Below are 21473 nucleotides of genomic sequence, written 5' to 3'. Positions count from 1 at the left end.
AATTTATTATAATCTAGTAATTAATATGTTTTACCATTTTGGATTTTGATCCAAATTTGGATTTAATTCCCTTTCCTTCTGAGGAATTGGCCACAGATAATCACGACTGGCATCAAAGACTCTGTTATATCCGGTAATCTCAATTGTAACCAATGAACCATTTTCTTCATAGGTCATTCCATAAACAGTTTCGGGCATTACTTCATGTGCTATATTCCAGCGTCTGATATCAAAAAGGCGAGTTCCTTCAAAAGCTAACTCAATTGCTCTTTCTTTGCGAACAATTTCTCTCAAAACATCCTGCGATAAATTTGTTGCAATCTCTGGCATATTAACACTAACCCTACCACGAACCTGATTAATTGCATTATAAACCGAATTATCGATTTCATTTAATTCAATTTTTGCTTCAGCATAAGTAAGGAGCACCTCCGCATACCTTAATAATATTAGGTTAATTCCCGAATTACCAGGTGTTGAGTTATCACTATCGGCAATATACTTCTTAATATTCCAACCTGTAGTCGTTGTATAAAGTGTTCCACCAACCGGATCGGTTGCATTCGGGTCATTGGGTAGTGTATTATAAATCTTTCCATTGGGCAACTCCATGCCAGTAACAAAGATCGATTGTTTTAAACGTGGATCTCTGTTATCATAAGGATTATATGGATCAAAGCCACTTTCTGAATCAGTTATAGACAATCCATTGTTCATTTCATACATATCTACCAATTTTTTGGTTGGTACATATACACTACCAACACTTCCCGGCACCAAGCTCCAAGGGCCAAGTGTATTGTAATAGTTGTTTGAAAGAACATCTTTTGCAAATTGACGATCAAGAATTATCTCATTGCAGTTCTCTCCGTCATACTGAAACAAGTCTTCATAAGAATTATAGAGGGAATATACTCCAAGATCCATCACTTGTTTTGCCGCAGCCGCAGCTTCGGCATAACGCCCTGCATAAAGCATTCCTCTGGCTTTTAAACCTAATGCAGCTCCTTTACTTACACGCCCTTTGTCATTCCCTGAGTAACTTGCTGGCAGCTCTCCTGCGGCAGTTGTTAATTCTGTAGAAATATAATCCCAGATATCCGCTGCAGGGTCACGAGTTAATACATTTCCTTCGTCAACATTTATACTCGTTGTAATTAATGGAACATCGCCAAAAAGCATTACTAGTTTAAGATAATGGTAAGCTCGAATGGTTCGTACTTCTCCCTTTAATTGACTAATAAGAGTCGTATTATCCGCCTCAACACGATCAATATTCTCAAAAAAATCATTGGCCCTGCGTATCGCAGTATAAGCTGCATCCCACTCCGAAAGGAAACGAGAGAAACTTGCATCAGCATTTCCAGCTTCAATAATTGAATTATCCTCAAAAAGGCGATTCGTATGAACTAAATCAGTAATTCCATCATAAGAAAATAAACGATTTCCGTCCAGAGTTGGATAAAGAGCATTAGCCCCTAATATGGCATCATCTTCTGTCTGCCAGAAAATTTCAGTAGAAATACGGTCATCAGGAACCGTATCCAACAAACTTTCTTGGCAGGAAAATAGAAAGGAAACGATTGATAGTAAACCTATTATTTTTTTCATCGCATTATTTTTTTTTAGAAATTCAACTTTAAACCAACCGTATATAAACTAACTTGAGGATAGTAATTTGCCCTTCCGGGTGGTGTTTCTGGATCAAGGTCCCATTCGTTCAATTTCGAAAAGGTTAAAACATTTGTTGCATTCACATAAACCTGGGCTTTGCTTATCGAAAGTTTTGACAATATAATCACCGGCAAATTGTACGAAAGCATAATATTTTTTAAGCGGAGGTAATCTGCATCAATAGTAAGTAAATCGGATGCTTGCAAGTTTCTCAAATTTGATTTAATTGGTCGCGGCCACCTTGCATCTCGGTTCTCTTCAGTCCAATAGTCTGCATGAATTTTATGGGTAAAAGCCTCGTATGTTGCTTGATGTGCTAAACCTCCCGCAACTTGAGTTGTATGACCACTAGCTCCTTGCCATTGCATGTACAATTCAAAATTGAAATAACTAAAGTTCATATTTGCTCCATAATTGTATATTGGGAAACTGTAACCGAGAAAGCCACGGTCATCCGGACTAATTACATCATCATTATTCAGATTCAGATATTTAACATCCCCGGGCTTCGTATTTGCCTGCAACGTTGGATAATTAGCAACTTCCTCTTCGCTTTGAAAAAAACCATCGGTTTGGTATCCCCATAAACTATTCATTGCCATTCCTTCCTGAATAATGAAGGTCTGATTTGCACCACCTCCCGAAATATAAGGGCCTGTTTCAAGCAAATCTTCTACTACATTTTTGTTACGGCTAACATTAAGCCCTAAATTATACTTTAGCTTATTACCTCCCCGGTAGTTAATACCAGTTTCCCAGCCTTTATTACTTACAACTCCTGCATTCTGGTACGATGGGTTTAATCCAATTGTGGCAGGGATTGGCAATTGTAATAAAATATCTTTGGTAAGCTTATCATAGTAATCAAGAGTGAAATTTATTCGATTATCAAGAAAGCCCAAATCAATTCCGATATCCCATTGTTCCGTTTTTTCCCAAGTAAGATCTTTATTAACAAATTGAGTTTGAGTATAGCCTTGTGCCGGATTTTCGTTAAAAGCGTAATCCACAGTTGAAAGTGCCGGATAAAACTCATAAAGACTTATTGCCTGATTACCAGTCAATCCCCATGAAGCACGTAGTTTAAACTCATTTACAACAACGGAATAGTCACTCCAGAAATCTTCCTGAGAAATCCTCCAAGCTCCAGAGAATGATGGAAAGAAAGCATACTGCTTCGTTGAACTAAACCGTGAAGAACCATCGTAACGGGCATTTACTTCAACAAAATACTTTTTTGCATAATTGTAATTTGCACGTCCAAAATATGAGCGTAAACCATACTCGCTATTACTTCCTCCATTATCTTTATTTTCTTCCGATCCCGAGCTCAAGGATTGGATATCATTATTGTAGAAATCCTGGCGAAATCCGGATAAACTATTTTGACGGTTTGCAATCGTAGAATATCCCGACAGAAAGTTTATGTTATGACGCTCAAATGACTTTGAGTAATTCAATAAATGAGAAAGAGTATATTCTCTAAAATTACTTCTCGATTCAGAAAGTGAATTCAACGGGACTTCTCGTATACGTCCGGTATATGGATCTTCATTTCTATACTTATTTTTATACGCTGAAGTTTGTGTCGACGAATTTCTTACACCAAGTTCAAAGGTGTATTTCAATCCACTAACAATTTCATAGTTGGCCTTACCCTTCCCTATAAAATAATCGTTTTTACTGGTAGTTAACCCCGATAATTCAGCAAAGATAAGCGGATTGTTGTTTTGTGGTCCAAGACCATATTCTCCTGTTTCATATTGTGGGACCGAAAATTTAGTTGCATGAAGCATATAATTGAACACATTATATACTCCTGCATAAGGTTGCTTGTTTTCAGATGCGCGGAAATTTAAATCGAATGAAAAGTCTAATTTCTCACTTGCTTTAAAATCTGTATTCACCCTTACTTCATTTCTCTTATCGCCAAAGTTGCTTACTATACCCCCAATATCCTGGTGCCTTATACTTGCTCTTGCCTTCAAAAATTCGTTTCCTCCACTAATCGAAAGTGTATGGTTTTGCTGTGGAGCATTTTTAAGCATAACTCCCTTATCAAACCAAGGAAAAGGCAACGGATATTTTTCCCTGTCAGTTGCATTTACATATTCATCAATGTATTCTTCTGTATATTTTGGTTCTGCACCTGAATTGACCCGAGCAACATTTTCCAATTCAAAATAAGACCTTAGGTTAAGGTGTTCTGGAGTATTTGTGGCCTTTTGAATACCAACATATCCATGATAAGCAATATCAACATCTCCTGTTTTTGCCCTTCGGGTCGTAATTAAAACAACCCCATTAGCTGCTCTTGATCCATAAATCGCAGTTGATGAAGCATCTTTTAAAACGGAAACACTTTCAATATCATCCGGATTAATGTCGCTCATACGTTGCTCAATTCCATCAACAATAATTAACGGCGATTTATCTCCCAATGATGTTAGTCCCCTGATACGAATGTTTACATCTGAGCTACCTGGACGTCCGCCATTATCCGTCACAATTACTCCGGGCGCCATTCCTTGCAATGATTGTCCAACATTTGCAACAGGTCGTTTAACCAAATCATCACCTTTGATCTGTGCCACTGAGTTTGTTAAACTCACCTTTTCCTGTACTGCATAACCAACAGCAATTACCTCCTCCAAACCGATTGCATCTTCTTCCAACATCACATTAATTGAAGATTGATTCCCCACTACTATTTCTTCTGTTCGCATTCCAACAAAAGAAAATATCAAAGTTCCACCTGTGGGAACTTCTGAGATTGTATAGTTCCCATCAAAATCAGACACAGTTCCCTGCGTTGTTCCTTTTACCAAAATGGTAACTCCGGGCAGCGGTTCCCCTGCCGAATCAGTTACTTTTCCCGTAACTGTCTTAATCTGTTGACTCATCATATCTCCATTTTCACGCTTTGGACTGATAACAATATCCTTATCCAGAACATAGAAGGAGAGATTTGTCCCTTGCAAAATTTTATCAAGAATGACCTCTACCTTTTGATTTTTATAATCGGCAGAAACTTTACGATCAACTGGAATTTGATCCGTTTTATAAAAGAAATCGTAGCCCGTTTGTTGATGGATGATGGTAAAAGCTCGTTCAAGCGATACTTCATCCAATTTCAGACTAAGCTTGGTTTGCTGCGAGTAAACCGAAGCTGAAACACGAAACACAAAAATTAGTGTAAGAAAAATCGTCAGGCGCATAATTAGCCAGGTTTTTTGAAACCTATTCCTATCAAAAGGAAGGGTTCCGATTAACATTTTTTTCATAAATTTGAAGTGCTTAAAATTTAAGTTATTAAAATGACTTGAATTCAGGACGGTGGATGGTAGGACATTCACCGTCCTTAGTTTTTAGATCATAGGCCTACTTTATTTTTTCGATTGTTATTTTCTCTAATTCTATTTCATACCTAATCGGGATAGAAAGTCCCAGCAAGGTCAAAAAATGCTGAGCCGAATTCGTTTTTTTGATGACCCCCGAATAGTTCATCTGCTTGAAATCATCTTCGTTGTATACCAAATCAACATCATACCATCGTTCAACTACCTGAAATACGTCGACCAAATCGGCATCGATAAATTCATAGCGTCCCTCCTTCCATGAATCGAAATTGGATGAATTAACCTTTTTAAGTGCTAGCTCTCCGGTTAGTTTATTCAGTTCAGTTTGGTATCCAGGAGAAAGAGTCAACGTCTCTTTTTGGGTTTGAAGTTCAATCTTTCCTGTTTTCAGAGTCGTTTGAACCACCGCAGCATCGGGGTAAGCACGAACATTAAACGAAGTACCTAAAACCTCAATCGTTTGCCCTTCGACCTTAACTTTAAAGGGATGATCGGCATCTTCAGCCACCTCAAAGAAAGCCTCTCCGCTGAGTGTAACCACACGTTCATCACCAGTAAAAACAGATGGTACTTCAATAGTTGATTCGGAATTGATCCAAATCCGTGATCCATCAGCCAAAAAAACTTGATTTATTTGCCCCTTTGGCACAACCACTTTTCTCAGCTCTACTTTTTCAGCAAGCCTTTCCAAACTTCCAAACTGAGATTGAACAAACCAGCTAAACACAAAGGCCAAAGCGAAAACAGCAGCCACCTTAAGATATTCAGGAACAGCGAAAGTACGGGTCTTAGGTTTGTCAATTCGTTTCTGCAGCTTTCTAATTTCAGTTTCAGGAGAATAGTTTTTCGAGTTCGTTTCCAAAGCATAAGCATCCCAAATATCTTTCTCCTGATAAAACGCTTTCCGCTCTTCAGGGTACTCTTTTAACCATTTGAGAAGTATCTCTTCTTCTTCTCTGGTAGATTCTCTTCGAATGTATTTTGATTTTATTTCTTCAATCGTTCCCATTTCAAACAGGTATGTTTACCTAGTTGATCGGTAAGTCGACTTCACCCCTACCTCATGAAATGAAAAAATCTTGATTTTTTTGATGCGTGAAACAAGTGTGCACCAGATACAACAAAGGAAGGTAATCTTTTAGCTCGATGCGAATGACCTTTAAAGCCCTGGAAATGTGCTTCTCTACCATCTTTATGCTAATTCCAAGTTCGGCTGCAATTTCTTTATGCCGCTTATCATGAAAACGGCTGAGTACAAAAACTTCGCGACATTTCTCCGGCAACTGATCAATTACTTGTTGTAGTTGTTCTTGTAATTCCTGCTGAATTAAACTCGAAGCACCCGTTGAATAAAAACAAATTTCATCTTGCCGTAAGTCGATACTGGCTGTTTCTTCGTAGCGACTTCGAACTTTCTGCTTCTCCAGATGCTGCAGGCATTTATTACGCACCATGGTAAACAAAAGACCACTCACTGAACTCTTAACTGTTAAACTTTTATCTTCCCACAACTTAAAAAACACATCTTGCACCACATCTTTAGCAAGCTCCTCATCTACAAATTTCAGGGCAAAATAAAATAAAGGTTCACTATATTGAAGAAACACTTGATTGAGATTCAAATGCCCATCAGCAGCGTATAACGATTTATTTCGGTTAGTGTCCATTAAAATGGTTTTGCCCGACAATTTAGAAAAATAATTTCTAAATCGACCGAAAATAAGAATTCAGCAAGGGTTTTGCCTATCGCATTTCGTTACCAAACTAACGGGGCGATTGCCTCCAGTTTACATTTCGACCTGAAGTCATTGCAATTTGAAAGCTATCTCCTATAGAAAACTCGGTTGATAAAAAGCCTAACGATCAAGGCACATACAATCCGGTATTTCCTTTTTCCCAAAGTGGCATTAGCTCATTAACAATTGCAGGATTCTCAGCTGCAATATTTTTAGTTTCATTCGGATCAATCGTATGATCATACAACTCAATCACCGGTTGTTCTTTCCTAAAATACTTGGTTAGTCGATAGCGATCTGTTCGCAGCGAAATCCCATTTCGGTAATAGCTAAATGCCAAATTATCCCATTTAGACTCGCTTCTTTGCAACAGCGGAACCATACTTTTTCCATCGGTTTGGTGAGGCATTTCTACTCCACATAAATCGAGTATGCTTGGATATAAATCAACAGTGCTGACTATGTTATCAATAGCTTGTCCATCCGTTATGCCCGGAGCACGGACAATAAAGGCACTTTTAAGCGCGCGTTCAAAAATGGTATGTTTACCCCAAACCAACTGATCGCCCAGATGCCAGCCATGATCGCCCCAAAGCACAACAATGGTATTTTCGGCTAAGCCTAATTCGTCCAATTCATCCAACAGTTTCCCTATCTGGGCATCCACATAGCTAACACAAGAGAAATAAGCGTGCCGGAGTTTACGGGCGTAAGCATCAGAAACTGGTCCTTCAAGAGAGGCTTGCTCATCGCCCAGTTGGTAGCCATTAAACTCACCACTGGCATGTAAACTTGCTTTATTGACATCTGTCGGAATGCCGGGATTAGGCGACAAAGGGATATCATCTTCATTGTACAAATCCCAATATTTGGCGGGAGCATTAAACGGCAAGTGAGGCTTAAAGAAACCAACTCCAAGGAAAAAGGGCTGCTTCTTTTTAGCCAACTCATTCAACTTCGTCAAGGCCAAATTAGCCGTTAATCCATCAGGATAGCCCGTATCGTCAACCTCTCCTTTTTCATATGGTTTAACCTGCCGATTCAGGCTTTGCCGGTTTTCACCATCAGCATAAGCAAAGAAAGCATTCCAACCAGTGTCCCATTTTCCCGCATCAAACAACATTTCATCCCAACTGTAAGGTAACTCCAAGTCGGTTCCGACGGAGTCAGTATAACCGTACAACAGCCCATCGGCATAATGACTGATCTTGCCGATTCCAACGGTATAATACCCGTTCCGTTTTAAATGATGAATAAACGTTTCAGGTGCTTCTTTCTCTGGCTGCCCTGATATTAGATTGTGAATTACCTCATTGGATAAATGGGCTTTGGTTCGCGGAAGCAGGCCTGTTAACATGCTACTTCGTGATGCGCCACAGGTTGGAATAGAAACAAAATGATTGGTAAATACCGCACCGGATTGAGCCAGCTTATCGATATTGGGAGAATGGATATACTCGTTTCCGTAACAGCCCAACTCAGGCCGGAGATCATCAACACAGATAAACAGAACGTTTGGCTGTTCGTTGTTTTGAATCGTAGTCGTCTTAGGCTCAGAACTCTTGCTTTTACATGAAAACAAAGCCAAAGCACATAAGCAGAAACAGTTTATTTTTTTCATCGTTTAGTGGCATTAAAAAGCCGCTTCAATTTCAGAAGCGGCCTATAAACTTATCAAAGATAGCTAATCTATTATCGTTTTCAACCTCAGTCTTGAATTTCTCATTGCAGAATCCCGATGTCGAAATTGGTAACAAGTGTATAACATCCAGAACATCCACGTTCACCTAATTACTTTTTAGGTTTAGCTCCCATTTCCAATTCAAGAGTTCCGCCTTCCACAATTTCCTGGTGCGTGATATAATAACGATCCAAAGGCTCGCCATTCAGCTTAACAGACTGAATGTAAATATTCTCACTTGAGTTTTTGTGAGCGATAATTGTAAATTTCCCACCAGGATAATAGTTTTCATCCAGACGTATCTCTGTTTTATCGAACACCGGACTTGTGATTTGATACTTATTATCTCCGGGGCAAATGGGATGTATTCCAATAGAACTCAGCACATACCAGGCCGATAATTGCCCCACATCTTCATTTCCGCATAAGCCAAGCACATCAGTTCCATAGGCTTTCTCACAAATCTCACGGGTCCATCTCTGCGTCAACCAAGGCATTCCAACTTCATTGAACAGGAAAGGCACATGATGGACCGGCTCATTGGGATGATTGTAAAAGTCATTCCACAAGAAATCGTCCGGTGCATTCTCGAAGAACGCTATCAGTTCGCTAGTGAAATAGTCTTCCCCCATCAGCTCTACCAAGCCAGTAATATCGTGCGGAACAAACCAGCCTTGCTGATACGGATTACTTTCGGTACAACCTTGCCCGTGTACTTCTTTCCCTTTCCAATCCAACCAGGAATCACTATCCTTTTTGGCACGGAACCATTTCACTTCATTGTTCCAGATATTTCTGTAGGCCTTGCTTTTCTCATAATAAGTTTGAGCCAGCGATTCTTTTCCCAACGATTCGGCAAACCGTGCCATACACCAATCGGTATAAGCATACTCCAGGGTGTGCGAAATACTGTATGGGGTATAACCTCTTTCTCCATTCCCAAACTCAGCCACACTGTTTTTGCTGAAAGTATACGCCTTTTCAATATCAAAATTTCGTATTCCTTTTTCATACGCATCAACCACCACCGAGACGGCCGGATTACCCAACATGCAACCCGAGTAAGCATTTACGATCTCCCAGCGTGGAAAATATTTTTTACCGCTTAAATCAGCCATCTGGATGAATGAATTAATCTCATCGTTCACCATTTGTGGATTGATAATGGTTTGCAAAGGAAACTGACTGCGAAAAACATCCCAGCCGCTAAAAATAGTGCGGTAAGTAAATCCGTTTGCCTTGTGAATGTTTTTATCGGCACCTACATAATTTCCATTTACGTCCGAGAAATTACGTGGATCGATCATGGTATGGTACAGGGCAGTATAGAAAATGGTCTTCTCATCCTCGGTTCCTCCTTCAACGGAAACACCCTCCATTGCATTGTTCCAAAGTTGGCGGTTTTGTTCAAGCTCATCATCAAAATCCCAGCCGGAAATATCGTGTTCCAGGTTTTCTTTTGCCCCTTCCATATTGACAAATGAGATACCGCTTTTCATAACCACCTGCTCCTGCTCTTCTGTTTCAAATTCGGTAAAAAACCCCAGGTGTTTCCCTCTGGCTTCCTTTTGTCCGTATACCACTTTTGCATCGGCCACAATTTGCTGATAATAGTCGCTAGTAACACTTTGTCGTTTTCGACTCAAACTGTCTGGAATATTTGCAGTCCACATACCGTACTTTCTTAGTGGGTTGCTAAACTGACACCAGAAATAAACCGTGTAATCGGCTTTTCCGTCACCATTACCCCAGCCACCTCCTTCGGGAGTGCACTTCATCCAGCCTGCAATGGTATTGTCGTCCACTACTTTTACGTACTGCTCAACAGAAGTACCGCCTACTCTACGCGACAAGTCGATTTGTATCCTGGAGAGTTCGTTTTTGGGATAGGTAAAACGAATAATACCCGAACGTGGCGCAGCAGTCAATTCTGCTTTTATATTATAATCATCCAGCATAACAGAATAATAACCAGCCTTTGTTATTTCAGTATCATGAGAATAACGCGAACGGTATCCCTCTTCAGGAAACCCATCGCGCCCCTTTACCGTTTTCAGCTCACCGGTAGTGGGCATGGTTAGAAAATTTCCGAAATCACCGTACCATCCAATCCCACTCATGTGCGTAAAACTGACCCCCTCGATGGTTTGGTGATGCCATGAATAACCCGGTCCATTGTCTCCACCAGTGCGCGTATCTGGACTCAGCTGTACCAATCCGAACGGTGTGGCTGCCCCCGGAAACGTTTTCCCCAAACCGTGTCCGCTTTTCCCTGCTTGGGCTGATGTTGAGGCCCCGATTATCGGGTTAATATAGTCAACGGGCTGTTTGGATTTATGAACAGAGCAGGAACCCAATACTCCCATTACGATGAATATAGAGATAATCCTTAAAACATTATAAAATTTCATATTCTGCTTTTGAGATTTAATTTATTAATCAGCCTTTTGCGTCCCCCAATCCTTATTGGGCTCCGGCCCTAACCATATTTCCAGCACTCCTCCTTTGGCAAAATCGGCATGGTAAAACCAAAATTTATTCAGCTCTTTTCCGTTCAACATGGCTTTTTGGATATAGCAGTTTTCTTTAGAGTTGGCATGAGTTTTTATAACAAAACTTTTCCCGCTGTAATAATTTGAATCCTGTTTAAACGTAATCTCATCAAATACCGGACTGGTCAATTCATAAACCGGTTCTACTGAACAGGTTCCCTTCAGACTGAAAACGCCCAAGGACATAAGCGCACTCACCCCACCCATTTGTCCCTGGTCTTCATCATGACCTCCGTATCCGCTATCAGGCGTTGTAGCCCCATATGCTTGCTCATTGACTCTGCGTACCCAATATTGGGAAAGCCAGGGTTCGCCTGCATAATTAAAAACATGCGCATTTGAACATCCGGGCTGGTTGGCATAACTAACATGCCCGCCACTATATCCAAAAACAAAATCATCAGAGGTAGCCTGTTCAAAAGCGTGATTCAATTTATTGCACAGGATATCATTTCCGCCCATAAGTTCTGCCAAGCCCGAAATATCGTGCGACACTGACCACGTACCTTGCCATGCATTAGCTTCAATCCATCCGTGCCCTTTTAAGGGATCATCATGCAACCACTGGCCATTTTTATCTTTCGGAAAAATAAGTTGCTGTTCCGGACGATACAATGTTGTCCAACCTTCTGAGCGTTTCAGATAATAACCGGCATCTTTCTTTTTGCCTCTTTTAAGCGCCATTTGTCCCAGCGACCAATCCTGGAAAGCAGCTTCAAGCGTAATACCTGCATTCCCCGGATAATAGCCATTATCAATATAGAACTGAAGCTCATTCTCGGGGCCCATCATTCCTCCAGGTTCATGGTTTTGAACCATGGCCTTGTAGGCTTTTTCGACGGGTATTTTTGTCACCATATTTTTTTGATAGGCACTCACAATCAGATTGGTGGCCGGGCATCCGGTCATAATATAAGAATAGCCACCTGCGTTGGGACCTCGTGGCAACAACCCTCCATTTTCGGCATATTGTACCAAACATGCAGCAAAATCATCCAACACCTCAGGCCAGGCCAATCCCCACAATACATTTAAATTCCATTGGGTTAGCCAAAAAGCATCCGAGTTATACATATGAAACATCGGCTTACCTGCCTTATCCTTAGGAAGCTTTCGTACTTTTCGTTGTGCATTAATTGTATGGCTGCCTCTTCGTTCGCCCTGCGTATAATCGGGATAATCACCCGAAACATCATCCAGTTTATGGCGGCCAAGTAATACATGCCACAAATCGGTATAGAACTTGATCTGCTGTTCATTTGTTCCTCCTTTAACGTCGATGCGGCCCAACCACTCATTCCATTCTTTCTGAGATGCATTCCGAACAGCTTCGAAGTTCCACTGATCACACTCTGTATTCATGTTCTTCCGGGCATTCTCAATGCTGGTATACGAAACAGAAACCTTCACCTGAATTTCTTCTCCGGCTTTTACATTGTAAACAGCGTTTACCCCAGCAGTTGGAGCATCATGATAGCTCATGCCTTCATTCCGGGGAGTACTTCCTTTTTTCCCTTTCAAACTGGATATATTTTCGCTTATATCCTTATCGTTCCAGCTGTTTAATTGCTCAAAAGGTTTATCAAAACGTACTACAAAAAATATCTCCACATTATCCGGCCCACCCCACAAGCGTCCTGTTGTGTTTACTGATCCTTGCAATTCGGCATCACTTACCTTAGTGAGTTTTGCATCGGTCATGGTCGATGTAGAAACATAGCCACCCAAATTAAGCAAAATATTTGTCACGTCATCGCGGGTATAACGAAAGCGGTAAAAACTAACCCGATCGGTACAAGTCTGTTCCACCCAAGTATGATAATCCTCCAAATAGAGGCGGTGATATCCGGGTTGTACAATTTCCCCATCATGAGAAAATGCCGATTTCCAACCATTTTCTCCCAGTGTAGGATCAATTTTTCCGGTAGTAGGCATCAGTGTAACACCAGAAAGCATCCAGCCATGCACCTGTGGGAAACCCAATATTTCGCGCGAATTATAATTATAGCCCCCTCCATACTGATTTTTGTTACGTGTCATAGGCGCAGCCCCAATCATCCCCAAGGGCTGGCTACCAGTTACAAAAAAGAAATAACGCCCTCGCGCCGATTCTATATAAGGGTCTACTTTTGAAACAAAATCCGGATAAGCTTCGGGCGACGGAAAAACTTCAATCTCCGACAATCCCAGGTTCAACCCATCACCATCGGTAACTTCAAAACGTATCCAGTCTACCTCTTTTGAAGGAAACCTGATAACTTTTGGGCTTCCGTCGTTGGGAATGGCAGAAACAACTATACGGGAACCATCGCTAAAATGTAAGGTTCCTCCAGCGGTATGACTCTTCTGATTAGGACGATCATAAACGATCACCTTGTTTATATTTTGTGGTGTATTCCAATCAAGTTGAACCCAAGGATATTGAATCAAGCCCCAAAATGTCATTTCACTTCCTGAAGCCCATTCTCCCTTATCAAACACCCTTACCTTTCCGTCAATTACATTATCGGCCGAAAACTCATAGCCATCCTGAGAGCTGGCCACGACCTTAGCTTTTGAGGCAATATTTTCTGGTCCGGCAAACAGACAAAGTTGAGAAACTATAAATCCCAATAAAAGAACACACTTGAGTTGTAAGTTTAGCATTGTCATTTCTTTTTAGATGTACGGTTAAAATTCTCTATTCCTGAACAGGAGTCAGTATTAGTTGCTCTACCTCTATCGTATTAATTTTGATGCGCGGACCTTTAACTCCTGTTTGCCATTTACATTAATCTGACTTTCTGCTGAACAAAACACAACTGTGCCATGAAAAGTAATAGTCTCATAGCAAATCCATATTTATTTGCATGTGGGCTCAACAATAAACGTAAACTCGTAATCCTGATAAGGAATTCGGTATTTTTCCATAGGCAATGCCCCCCAGGTATTTATACATCCCAGCCCCATTTGTTCAAGATCGATTGAAAGTACCGTCATATCTTGTTCTACCAACTCTCCCGAATGGCGTTGCTCTTTTCGTTCAAAGTCGTCCAGATCATTGTTGGTAAAATGCAGGGCGGAAGCACTAAATGGGACAGATGCATATATTTTCACCCCCATGCCCGATTTTTGAGTCAACGTCCACCAGCGAACGTCTGATTTTGTTCCTGTTTCTTGAGGTCGGATATATGGAAAGAACTGTTCTGAAACAGTTTGTTGATATTTCCCTACAAACTCACTTGTTTTCCGATCAGCATAATTCTCAACCGGGCCACGACCGTAATATTCAATTTGATCAAATAACTTCACGAATGGGAACTGAAGCCCAAATCGCGGCAACATCGGTTTTTTATCCTTATCCGTCGAAGCAATCAGTTTTTGAGTAACTTTCATCTTTCCTTCACCATTCACCTCATAGCTTAGCTCCAGCTTCGCGTCAAGTTCAGATAGCGAATAATGTGCATTAACCATTGCATTGCCGTCCTCTTTAGATACCTCTAATTCATTCAATTTCAACTGAGGTTTTCTCCATTTCGAGAGCTTGTTTTGCAAACCGGCGCCATAATCATTATCTGTTCCGCCTCTCCAGAAGTTGGGTTTCACTTTTTCGTCCTCCTTTAAAAACTGTTCCCCCTTATTTGCGTAGCCAACAATAAAACCTGTCCGCTGATCAAATTCAATGCTTGTATCTCCGGCTTTTACTGAAATCAGGTAGCGGGTTTCTTCTACCTCAACCTCCGATTTGCTTTTTGCCAATGCCAAATCCGGAAAATAATAGCTTGTAATAGGCAATTGCTCACGAGCCACAACATGACCAGCAGGCACCATACCTTCCTGTACTTTCGTTTTGTAATAAACTTGAAGAAAACGCTCCTTCGTTGACGGTTTTAGCTCGTAGTTCAATTGCAGCGATTCCGTTTTCTGAGGAGCAACGTTCAATGTGCTAACAACGCCTTCCTCAATCACTGTTCCCTCTTCGAGCAAACGCCAGTTCAGCTGGATATTCTTAAGTGAAGTGAAAAAGTTTTCGTTATAGACTTTTATTTTCCCTTTTTCAAGCTCGACTGGTGTAGTCCAAATTGATTGTTGCACCATGGCCACTTCGTAAAAATGAGGATTTGGCTCACGATCAGGATTTATTAAGCCATTACTGTTAAAGTTATTATCCGATGGAAGCCCTTTCCCATAATCACCTCCATAAGTATAAATCATTTTTCCATCACGATATTCACGTAGCGCCTGATCAACAAAATCCCAGATAAAGCCACCTTGCAGGTTATCATACTTCCGGTACAGATCCCAATACTCTTTAAATCCACCCATCGAATTACCCATCGCATGAGCATATTCACACTGAATAAGTGGCATACGCTGATCGCCCTTTTTGCCATAATTTTCAAGCCCATCATACCCCACATAAAATGGCACATAAATATCGGTATGCATCTTCATTCCCGGACGCTGATACTGAACCGGGCGGGTTGAATCAATGGCTTTCATGGCCTTGTAAGCTTCCTCAAAGCAGATACCATCACCCGATTCATTCCCCATAGACCAGATAATTACTGAGGGAGAATTTTTATCTCGTTGCACCATCCTTGTCGCACGTTGAAGATGAGTTGGGATCCAATCCTCCATTTGCGCAATTTTCTCATAACCGTGCGCTTCAATATTGGCCTCATCAACTACGTAAAGTCCATATCTATCGCACAATTCATAAAAGTAAGGATCATTAGGATAGTGACAGGTACGAACAGCATTGATATTATTCATTTTCATGATTCGCACATCTTGCTCCATACGTTCTTTCGACACATAATACGCATGATCAGGATCAACCTCATGACGATTTACTCCTTTTATAAGAATTGGTTGTCCGTTAACAAGCAGAAGCCCTTTTTTAATCTCTACCTTTCGGAATCCGACCTGTTGCGGAATGACCTCAATCGTCTCATTACTTTTATTCTTAAGTGTAACTGTTAAGTTATAAAGATTAGGAAGTTCAGCGCTCCACTGCGCAACATTTTTCAAGCTAGCAGTAGCCTCAACGCTGGACGTTTCACCCAATGCTTTGGTCGTGTTCCATACCGTTTTCCCTATTTTGTTTTTCAGCTCGAATTCGACCTTGGCACCTTGCTGGTCGATGGCTTTTTCATTGTCAAAATCAACCATCACATTCAGCAATCCATTCTTATAGTTCTGATCAAGATCGGCAACAACGGTGATATCTTTTACATGAAAAGGGTCGCGTGCATACAGGTAAATATCGCGCGATGTTCCTGCCAAACGCCAGAAATCCTGCAACTCGACAAAGGTTCCATCGCACCATCTGAATACCTGGAATGCGATAAGATTTTCTCCTTTTTTCAGATACGGTGTAATATTAAACTCAGGCTCCAACTTACGGTCTTCGCTATAACCTACAAATTGTCCGTTTACCCACAAATAAGCACAAGATGAAACGGCTCCCAGGTTTATAAAAACCTCTTTGCCATCCCAGTTGGCAGGGACATTTACCGTTCGCCGGTATGACCCCACATAATTCTCTTTTTCGGGAACCTTAGGGGGTTCAGGCTTCATAATGTAGTCCCACGCGAAACGAGAATTGACGTAAACGGCCTCGCCATAGCCATTAACTTCCCAAATTCCGGGCACCTCCATTTTATCCCACTGATTATCATCGAAGTCGACAGCAAAAAAGGTTTGAGGCCGCAAGTTGGCATCCCTTACCCAGTTAAACTTCCATGATCCGTTGAGCGATATATAATTTTCAGAATTTTCTTTCATACCCTCAAATGCCTTTTCTGTGCTCTCATAGGCAAAATACGAAGCATGCATGGGAGCACGGTTTATGGAATTAACAGCGGGGTCGTGCCATTCTGTAAATGACTGGCCTACTGCGCAAAATGTCAGAACAAAAAAGCTAAAAGCTAAAATAAAACGTTTATTCATGATCTATTATTAATGGTTTGATAAATCTATAATACCACAGACTAGACACTGTGCTGTACTGTGCTGTTAAAGATAAAAAAATAATAGTATTAAACGATAAAGGAATAAACGTTTTACTTTAAAACGAGAATTTTTCGGTTACTGCTAACACCGATTTAATCTGCCATATATATCACTTCAATTCAGTCAAATTCTTAGACGAAAAGCTTGAATATAATTAGGAACTATTGAAAAAAAAGAGCCAACCAGCAGTTGAAAAGCAAAAGGCAGAATGAGAAAATTATGACTTGGTCATACAAAAAGCCGCTTCAATTTCAGAAGCGGCCTACAAGCTTATCAAAAATAACGAAAAGAAGGCTGTAAATACAATCGATTTCCAGAATTAAGCGAAAAGCATATCTCACTCATTAATAAGATATGCATCAAAAGCCAATCCTAACAGCCAAGAGGTCAGGAATAATTTCATTTTTTAATAAATGATCCTCTCCCGAGCTGGATTGATCTCCTTTTGAGTTGGAAAAACGGCTGAATGTATTGGAACTTCCCAAAAGCACTCTCGCTTTAGACTGTCACTTGGGTACCCACAATTCAAACTGACATCCATCCTATCCGTCAAGACCGGGCCCCTACTAATGTGCAGAAATTAAAGTCCAATAATAGCTCTGCGATTTCGATAATAGTCAGAAGCAGTCTGCAGCCAAAAGATGAACTACTATTTTGAGTATGCTTCCTGCCTTGGTGAATTTGACAGTTAACTTACGGCCTTATTATTGATAAGGCTAATAGAAAATTGATTTTATTGAAATAATGAATAACTCCTATTGAGTTACCCACAATCCAACAAAAATCACAACGATGACATTGCACAAACAATCAATATATAGCATTTATTTTCACCACCATAGGACTCACTCTCCCATTGATCTTGTAGCAAAAAAATATTTAGCTCGTTAGCGTTAGTTTGAAAATAAGGCATTCCATTCGAAACCATCTATTTAAATTCTCTACGATAAAAAGGAGCTACCAATTCCACATCACCTTCGCCATTTAGCCAGCGACAAGTAACCATGTCTATAAATTTGTTTGTGATTCGAACTACTGCAAAAGATCCATTGCCATCATTATTTCCATTTCCGATTTCCGGCCACGCATTATTAACCTGAAATACAGGGATCCCCTCCCATTCCAAAATTTCAGCAAAATGAGTATGTCCGGCAAATATGCCGACGACATTGTATTTCTTCAGAACATCAAATAAGTCCTTTCGTTCTTTATCTGTCCACCACTTCAAAGCCCATTTATCAAAACCATAATGCTGAAAAATAACTACCGGCTCCCCTTTGGATGCAAATTCTTCAAGATCTTTTTCCAACCAGTCGAGGCTACTGGTTAGTTTATCACTTGTAGCACCGGCAAAAAGATGTGATTGAACCAGATGTAGCTTCCCCAAATTCCAGGAAAAATTACGGCTGTCATTATGAAAGTTTTCTACCAGAACAGGAGCATTTGCTCCTTTATGCCGCATTTCAACATAACGCCACATTCGCTCCCGGCCTTCCAATTTTTCTTTTTCTCCAACATTCGGATTGATATCATGATTGCCCAAACCCAGATAAACCGGGTAGTTTATTTGTTTACTGCCGTCCCCTTGTTCGTAACGGGTTCTGAGAAGTTCCAATGCTGCTTCATCTGCTTTATCCAAAATATCGCCAGCCAAAATAACTCCTGCCGGATTATTAATTTTCTCCCCAGCACTATAAAAAGAAGTGGTTTTATTCCCTATTTCTGCCGGCCAACTCACCTCCTCGGGAATTCGGTTCATTGCCCGAACATGATAATATGTGTCAGAGTCTGGTGGGGGATCAAAATGTGTATCGGCAGCCACAAAAAAAGTGACATCCAGTTCATCCCCACCAAGCGAACATGCGCCAAGTCCCAAAACAGTGCCTGCCAAAACAGAATTACGAATAAATATTCGTCTCTTCATACCTTATATCATTATAAAAAAGGTGTCGGTAAAATTAATTTTCCCGACACCTTTTCAAACTAATTTCCCAAACTAAAATTTATTTTCTCCTGCAATAATATCCAATTCTTCGTGCCCGCCTTTCCAGTTCAGTTTTAACTTTAACGGGATATTGGAATATATCTCTATTTTAGGCCGTTGCTTCTCATTCTGCCGTGCAAAACATTTGAAACTTAATTCACCTTTTTCTCCCATTGGATAACGATCTACACCATGTTCTTCCAGTAAATTTATATTCCATTCTATGATTTTCTTTCCAAGGTCAGCATTTATTCCAAACAGAACTTCAATTAAAACAGAAATTGGGGGAAGACCTGTCCATCCTACAAACTCAGGACGCGCCAATAATCCCGGATTCGCACTTTCCGGGGCATAATACTCCCAAAAAGTATCGGTTTTCTTAAATACCTCAAGAATGTGCTCATGATGTCGTTTTGCAATATCAAAAGCCAGATCATGGTAATTATTTTTCTGAAGGCCTTTTATAACCATATAACTTGCAGGAGCCCAAACACCACCTTGCCAATAGCGTCCGTCATCCTGATACTTTTCATGATCGGCAGATAACGAAGGAACCGGGAAGGTACGGTTAAATGTTTCCGGATCTTTCAGGTGATTCACCAGTTTATCCAGTTGCGGTTTATCCAATACATCGGCATGCAAAGCCCAAAATGCACTGATACCTTTCATCGTACTCAGTTTTCCATCGGCGTGCAAATCGTACAAAAATCCACTTTCTTCATCCCATAAATTTTCCTTGATATATTTTGAAAGGAAACCAATCTCATCTTCAATGTCTTCAATTTCCTGCCAGCGTTCCAGGGCAAAACCAAACTGCAGTAAAATGCGGTCCACCATTAACTGTTGCAAACAGGCATCAAGCCAAACCATATGCCCATGACTGTAAATCATGTTATACTTTTTAGGCACACGAGGCTGGTTATCCATACCAGAGCCCCACCCACTTGTCCAATACGAGCCGTCTCGCCATGTTCGGTTCAGACGTAACCATCTGCTAAATGCAGCCAAAGCCGGAAAAATTTTGTTCACACGATCCCAATCGCCAAATTGTTTATAATATTCCAGCTCACTCCACGGAATAATATTTGGCCCGGTACTAACCGGATCGTAACGATGAAAACAATCTTCCCCAGTATCTCCTTTTATCTCGCGGCAAATAAAACCATCGAGGTGTTGTTTTGCATAAAAATTATCCAGGGTTTTATGAAATGGAAATAACCGGGAACCATAACGAGCAAACATGGTAATAAATGCCGAATCCCACATGAAAATATTGCCGTTGTATGCCGTATCGATATAGGTTGAAACAAAACCTGATTCTTCAGATGGTTTTCGAATGTTCTTAATACCAATTTCCCAAGCTTTCCAATACATATCAATAGCATCCTGATGACCTTGCCAGAAAGGAGAAGGTAAGGTTTCCTTCGCTTTTTCATATGTTGGAGCGTTTAAAAACTCGGGGGTATCGCGCCGAAAATCATTCTCAGCAACAAAACTATTCTTTACATAGGTATTTTTATACGGAAGTTTATAAACCGGCTTATTTTCTTCTGATGCTCCCAATACAGGAGAACAAATAAGCGATGTGCCAGCCACAGCACCGGCCTTCAAAAATTTTCTGCGGTTTGTTTTCATTTATTTTAGTTTTAATTGGTTTTACTGATAGCACAATGCCGCTGCTCCATAAACAGCCTGATTTTCAATTTCGGAAACCTTTATTTGAAGTTTTTTAATTGAATTGGGATATGCAAAATCCTGAATCCCTTTTTTCATTGACTTTTCAAAAAGAGGAAATGCTTTTGATACGGAACCTCCAAAAACAATCATTTGCGGATCGATAGTTGCCACCACGAGCTTAACGAGTTGAGCAATATGAAGTCCAAAATCATCAAAACGCTTTAACGAAGAGGTCTCTCCGGCAGTTGCCAGGTTGTAGAGTTCTACTCCATCTTTTCCCAACTTCTGAAAAAACATGCCACTACAATATTGCTCGTAATCGCCATCTAAATACGGAACTATGCAAAACTCACCCGAACCGCAATTGGCGTCCTTCAGCAAGCGCCCATCCTGAATAACTCCTGCTCCTAAACCGGTGCCCAAAGTAAGGGCCACAAAGTTTTGTTGATTTCTCCCGACTCCATATATTTTTTCGCCAATAGCAAAACAGTTGGCGTCGTTATTTATGTGCACGGGAATGTGAAATACAGCCTCCAGAAAATCTTTCAGGTGTACTTCTTTCCACGATGGTATATTTGCTACATCATAAACAATTCCGTTTTCAACATCAACTACACTGGGAACCCCAATTCCAATAGCTTCGGTGGTTGGTTGTATTAACTGTTTAATCACATCGATGATGTTATCAATAACCTCCTCGGCTGTATCGGTTTTGGGAGTAGGACAAACGACATGTGCATCTATTTTCTCATTTTTAATCCGTCCCGCTTTAATTCCAGTTCCTCCTAAATCAACACCAATAACTTCCCTCAT

At 40.6% G+C, this 21473-nt stretch carries 11 protein-coding genes; all 11 read right to left on the bottom strand.

What is annotated here, in order from left to right:
- Positions 1–30 precede the first annotated feature (30 nt).
- On the bottom strand, positions 31–1611 hold the full coding sequence (locus ACUNWA_RS16610; protein ID WP_445593054.1) for a RagB/SusD family nutrient uptake outer membrane protein: 1581 nt from the start codon (positions 1609–1611) through the stop codon (positions 31–33).
- A gap of 14 nt (positions 1612–1625) precedes the next feature.
- Positions 1626–4958 (bottom strand): TonB-dependent receptor, encoded by a 3333-nt coding sequence (locus ACUNWA_RS16605; RefSeq protein ID WP_445593053.1) that lies wholly within the window; start codon positions 4956–4958, stop codon positions 1626–1628.
- Between the two features lie 97 nt (positions 4959–5055).
- Complete coding sequence (locus tag ACUNWA_RS16600; protein WP_445593052.1) at positions 5056–6042, bottom strand: FecR family protein; 987 nt, start codon at positions 6040–6042, stop codon at positions 5056–5058.
- Between the two features lie 52 nt (positions 6043–6094).
- Positions 6095–6700, bottom strand: coding sequence for an RNA polymerase sigma-70 factor (locus tag ACUNWA_RS16595; RefSeq protein WP_445593051.1), 606 nt, complete (start codon positions 6698–6700; stop codon positions 6095–6097).
- A 196-nt stretch (positions 6701–6896) separates the two neighbouring features.
- Positions 6897–8390 (bottom strand): sulfatase, encoded by a 1494-nt coding sequence (locus ACUNWA_RS16590; RefSeq protein WP_445593050.1) that lies wholly within the window; start codon positions 8388–8390, stop codon positions 6897–6899.
- 170 nt (positions 8391–8560) lie between these two features.
- Entirely contained in the window at positions 8561–10861 is a 2301-nt protein-coding gene (locus ACUNWA_RS16585) for a GH92 family glycosyl hydrolase (RefSeq protein WP_445593049.1), read from the bottom strand.
- 24 nt (positions 10862–10885) lie between these two features.
- The gene (locus ACUNWA_RS16580; RefSeq protein WP_445593048.1) at positions 10886–13648 is read right to left on the bottom strand and encodes a GH92 family glycosyl hydrolase; all 2763 of its coding nucleotides are present in this window, start codon (positions 13646–13648) and stop codon (positions 10886–10888) included.
- Between the two features lie 195 nt (positions 13649–13843).
- Entirely contained in the window at positions 13844–16936 is a 3093-nt protein-coding gene (locus ACUNWA_RS16575; protein WP_445593047.1) for a glycoside hydrolase family 2 TIM barrel-domain containing protein, read from the bottom strand.
- A 991-nt stretch (positions 16937–17927) separates the two neighbouring features.
- Positions 17928–18923, bottom strand: coding sequence for a metallophosphoesterase (locus tag ACUNWA_RS16570; protein ID WP_445593046.1), 996 nt, complete (start codon positions 18921–18923; stop codon positions 17928–17930).
- 72 nt (positions 18924–18995) lie between these two features.
- On the bottom strand, positions 18996–20618 hold the full coding sequence (locus tag ACUNWA_RS16565) for an MGH1-like glycoside hydrolase domain-containing protein (protein WP_445593045.1): 1623 nt from the start codon (positions 20616–20618) through the stop codon (positions 18996–18998).
- A 21-nt stretch (positions 20619–20639) separates the two neighbouring features.
- Positions 20640–21473 carry an ROK family protein gene (locus tag ACUNWA_RS16560; RefSeq protein ID WP_445593044.1) on the bottom strand — a complete coding sequence of 278 codons (834 nt, stop codon included), beginning with the start codon at positions 21471–21473 and terminating at the stop codon, positions 20640–20642.

It is taken from the genome of Sunxiuqinia sp. sy24 (assembly GCF_052677165.1).
The sequence above is the reverse complement of the archived record's forward strand: the minus strand, read 5'-3'. Positions and strand labels throughout refer to the sequence as shown.